Source organism: Rhizobacter sp. (genome assembly GCF_031412075.1).
Lineage (GTDB): Bacteria > Pseudomonadota > Gammaproteobacteria > Burkholderiales > Burkholderiaceae_C > Rhizobacter.
This window is the reverse complement of sequence record NZ_JANOCG010000038.1, coordinates 1-4,316: the sequence shown is the minus strand read 5'-3', so window position 1 is coordinate 4,316 and position 4,316 is coordinate 1. Positions and strand designations below refer to the sequence as shown.

5 protein-coding genes are annotated in these 4,316 nt (G+C 63.9%); all 5 read right to left on the bottom strand.

The window, feature by feature from the left end; all coding sequences use genetic code 11:
• Window positions 1-294: hypothetical protein (locus RMO40_RS01315; RefSeq protein WP_309715205.1), on the bottom strand; the 294-nt coding region annotated here is incomplete at its 3' end.
• A complete protein-coding gene (locus RMO40_RS01310; RefSeq protein WP_309715204.1) occupies window positions 294-1,898 on the bottom strand; it encodes an amino acid adenylation domain-containing protein in 1,605 nt (534 codons plus the stop codon). The genes RMO40_RS01315 and RMO40_RS01310, both read right to left, overlap by 1 nt.
• A gap of 1 nt (window position 1,899) precedes the next feature.
• Window positions 1,900-2,166: a hypothetical protein gene (locus RMO40_RS01305; protein ID WP_309715202.1), complete on the bottom strand. Its 267-nt coding sequence runs from the start codon at window positions 2,164-2,166 to the stop codon at window positions 1,900-1,902.
• Window positions 2,167-2,186: 20 nt separating this feature from the next.
• On the bottom strand, window positions 2,187-3,050 hold the full coding sequence (locus RMO40_RS01300) for a diiron oxygenase (RefSeq protein ID WP_309715200.1): 864 nt from the start codon (window positions 3,048-3,050) through the stop codon (window positions 2,187-2,189).
• Between the two features lie 86 nt (window positions 3,051-3,136).
• The gene (locus RMO40_RS01295; protein WP_309715198.1) at window positions 3,137-4,261 is read right to left on the bottom strand and encodes a hypothetical protein; all 1,125 of its coding nucleotides are present in this window, start codon (window positions 4,259-4,261) and stop codon (window positions 3,137-3,139) included.
• Window positions 4,262-4,316: the final 55 nt, after the last annotated feature.

Here is a 4,316-nt window from a genome sequence, read left to right as displayed (position 1 = left end):
AGCGCATTCGCCAGAATCACCAGCGCCTCGCGCTTCACGGCGTTGCGGCTCGGCGTGCTGCAAGCCGCCGAGGTAGTCGGGTTCGTCGCAGGCGGTGTTGAGCGTGTGGGTGTTGACGAAATAGACACCGTGGGCACGCGGTGGCTGTTGTTGCAGCAGGCCATGCAGCAGCGAAAGCGCGTGTTCCATGTTCACGTCGGTCACGGGCACGCCCAGCACCGACAGGGTGTCGCTGGGCGTGGTGGCGAGCGCGGTGGCCAGCGCGGGCAAGGCGCAGTCGGGGCGGCTGCTCATCACGCCGGCTCCGCTTGGGCGGCCAGGCTCGCGAGCAACACCTTGCGATCGACCTTGCCGTTGGCGTTGAGCGGGAACTCCGACACCAATCTCAATTCGCTCGGGTGCATGTAGGGCGGCAGGCGCGCGATCACACGCTCGCGGATGGCGGTGGTGTCGGCGCTGTCCGCGCCGAGGAAACCGACGATGCCATCGGCGCCACTGGCCGTGACCGGCCAGCCGACCGCGATGGCCACATCGACCCCGGCCTCCTGGCGCAAGATGGCTTCGACTTCACCCAGCTCGACGCGGTAACCCTGGATCTTGATCTGGTTGTCGACCCGGCCCAGGTAGACCAGCGGCTGGCCAGCGGCCGGGCGGCGCACACGGTCGCCGGTGCGATAGAAGACCTCGTTGCGGCCCGGTGGCATGACAAACGCAGCCGCCGTGCGCTGCGGGTCTTTGTAGTAGCCGAGCGTGAGCTGCGGGCCGGTCATCAGCAGCTCGCCGGCTTCGCCGATGGCGACTTCGTTTTGCTGCTCGTCGGCCACCAGCATCTTCATGCCGGGATAGGGCTCACCGATGGGCACCACGCCAAACTCGCTTTGCGCGGGCGAGGTCTCGCCGTTCCAGCGGTACAGCGTGCAGGCGATGGTGAGCTCGGTCGGGCCGTAGAGGTTTTCAAGCACCGATTGCGGCGCGGCCTCAGCCCATTTCTGCACCATCTCGACCGGCAAGGCTTCACCGCAAAACAGGCTGAAGCGCAGGCCCGGATACTTGCCGGCCTTGAGCATCTTGAGGCGGCTCATCAGCACCACCGTCGACGGCACCGAGAACCACATCGTGATGCCGCAGTCGGTGATGTACTTGCCTGGGAACATCTTCTGCCCGCCGGTCGGCGCGCACAGACACGCGCCTCGCTCCCAGGCGACGAACATGTCGTGCACCGACAGGTCGAAGGTCAGGTCGAAGGTTTGCGAAAACCGGTCATGCTCAGTCACCGCGTAGCGCTCGACCATCGCGTCGATGTAGGGCACCACGTTGCGGTGCGCCACCATCACACCCTTGGGCTGTCCGGTGCTGCCCGAGGTGAAAAGCAGGTAGGCAATGGCGTTGGCGTCGACCGGGCCTGCGACCCACGCACTGGCATCGAGCAAATCGCTCGCGCCGAGAAAGCGGTGCTTGGGCCACTGCGCGGCGAACTCGCTCACGTCGTCGTGTTCAGGCAGCAACAGCAACAACGGGGTGTCGACACCGTCAAGCACCTCGCCAAGTTGCCGCGCTCCATGTGCGTCGACGATCACGCTGCGGCATTCCGAACGCACCAGCATGCCGCGTGTGCGGTCGCTCGGGAAGCCAGGGTTGAGCGGCACGTAGCCATGACCACGAAGCAAACCGGCCAACACCCCGGCATAGGCGGTGACCGAGCGGTGCGCAAACACCGCCGTCAGCTCAGGCTCATCTGCAGGCGCATGGGCCGACAAGGTCTGCGCCAGCGCCGCAGCGCGGTCGCGCAGTTGGCGGTAGCTCAACACCACCGCATCGAGCTGCAACGCAGGCCGGTCGGGGTGTTGTTCGACCGAACGCAGGAACCCGCTGCGAAGGCTGCGCTGCTCCTGCGGCATCTCAGGTCACCTGGGCAAAAAACGCGCCATAAAGCGTGTTGATGCTGGTGAACACCTGGGGCTCGATGTCGTCGGTGTCGACGTCTTCACCCCGCAGGCTTTCGATGAAAAGCACAAACTCGACGATGTCGAGCGAAGAGAGGATGCCCTCTTCGAGGATGTGCGTTTCATCGGTGAAGGCCGCTTTGGAGGGGGCCTTGGTGTGCTTGACGATCCAGTCGCGCAGCTTGGCTCTGACTTCGCTCTCTTGCATTCTTGTTTCTTTCACGCCTCGCTCATGGCCCCCACTTAAAGCGAGGGTTCCTCGGCCAGCAAGCCCGTCTTGATGAAGTAGTTGACAACCTTGGCCGAAGCCTTCTTGCGCAGCTCGGCGCCAGCGGGGTGCGACATCGCCATTTGCCGAAGTTCGTAGGAGTCAGCCAGGCCGGCATCGCGGTACATCGCCGGGTTGTAGTAGTCGCCCCAAGAGGCACGCAGGTAGGCCACCAGCCACTCGCGGAAGCCCGCCAGCGTCTCGGCCGACCACTCGGGCGAGTACTTGGCAAACAACTCAGCCAGCTGCACCCGGCCAAAGGCCAGGTGGCGTGCTTCGTCGATGTGGTGCACCTTGTTGACTTCGCGCACCAGCGCGTCGACACGTTCGTCTTTTTCGATGGCCAGGTTGTAGTAGTCGCCCAGTTCCTCGACCACCATCACCTTGCAGTAGAAGGCGACTTCTTCTTCGCCCTTGGCGTAGGTCTTGGGCAGCGAGATCTTCTTCTCGGGGTAGACCTTGCCGATGTAGCGGTTGCAGAACTCGCCGAACATCACCATGTGCTTGTTCTCTTCGTCGACGAAGTGATGCAGGTATTCGTTGACGGAGACGCTGTTGCCCTTGGCATAGAGGCGGTCGACCAGGCCGGCGACCAGCGGGCGTTCGCCTTGCAGCACCAGGCTGAAAAAATTGCCCAGTTCGTACAGGCTGAGTTTCTTTTGCTGCTCTTCGGTGAGGGCTTCGTAGGCCGGCGTGCCGTAGATCGAGATCAGCTCGGGCGGCATGTACCAGACGCCTTCTTCGAGGGCTTCGGGCCAGTTGAAGGTGTTGTAGACGTCCCAGGTTTTCTTGCGCGAGGCCTTGGTGAGGCGAATTGCGAGGTCGGATGCGGTTTCCACGATGGAATCCCCGTAACCACCAAAATAGGTGAACCGAAAGTATCCGCAGGAATTGGCAGCCAGTGCAACCCCGCGAATTGGCGTGTTCAGAGCGCCATGGGGCCGTGACCGTCCATATTTGTCAGATGAAGGCCTTGTGAGACTTCGGTGACGGGCTCCAGTGCCGCCTGCAGGGCGGGTGACGCAGCAAAAAGCCGCTTGTCGGCCAGCACCGCATAGCCGTTTTGCGCAAAACCCTGCGCCCAACCTGGGTGCGCCTGGTTAGAGACCACGATGTCCACGCCCCGCCGGGTGAGAAAGCGCGTGGCGGCGGCCACCACCTCACCCGCATCCGTCGGCTCGGCCAGGCAATCGACGACGGAGCCGACCCTCAGGTCACCAAAACGGTGCTCACCCTTCATCTGCGTGTCCATCACCAGCGCCCAGCCGATGACCTGGCCAGCGCGGTCGATGCGCAAGCGGGTGACAGGGGGCCATGCCCCTGCCGGCGCGAGGGCATTCATCGAAGCGGCGTCGCGCACCGCGATGGCGCGGTAGCTGCCTTTGCAACGATTCCACAGCTCGTCGGCCCAGGGGCCGAACTCGCCCACCTCGGTCGCACTGGCGGTGAAGCCTTTCGAACCCGATTTCAGCCGCAGCAGCGCATGCAGGGCGCGCAAGCCCAGCCAACCCAGGCCACTGAAAGCCGCCACGTCCAGCACCAGACGCCTCAAGGCCGACTTGCGCAGTTGGGCATTCAGCCGCAAGAAACGAAAGGGCTTGGCCACCCACAGGCAGAAGGGCGTGGGGTGCAGCAGCCAGTTCATCATGCGCAGCATCTGCACGACCGGCTGGTCGTCACCGCCGTGGCCCCAGCTGTAGAGCAGTGGGCGTTTCTTGAGCATGTCGCGAATCATGCGCAGGCCCAGCGTGCCGTGGCGCACGTCGATCGCGCCCTCGGAGAACGGCCCCTGCCAGTCGGTCACCACTTTCACTTCGCCGTTGATCAGCCAGTCTTGCGGCTTGAGGGCAAAGGCACCGCGCACGGCCACGTCGTCTTCGACCGCCAGGTAGTACTCGCGCCAAACGTTCTGGCCTTCACGTTTGGGGATCCAGTCCGGCTCGGGATCGACGTAAAAATTCCAGGGCGAACCGCCTGCGCTCATGCGCCGGTTGAACTCCTTCACGGCAGCGCTGCGCTCAGCGCTGTGCGGAATGATCTGAATGGCCATGGGCAGTCTGGGAGGCAGCCGTGCTGGTGGGCAGGCCGCTGTGGAACAAGGCGGA

Excerpts from the sequence above, each read along its gene's own strand:
- RMO40_RS01295 (WP_309715198.1), bottom strand. The coding sequence starts at position 4,261 with ATGGCCATTCAGATCATTCCGCACAGCGCTGAGCGCAGCGCTGCCGTG.
- RMO40_RS01310 (WP_309715204.1), bottom strand. The coding sequence starts at position 1,898 with ATGCCGCAGGAGCAGCGCAGCCTTCGCAGCGGGTTCCTGCGTTCGGTC.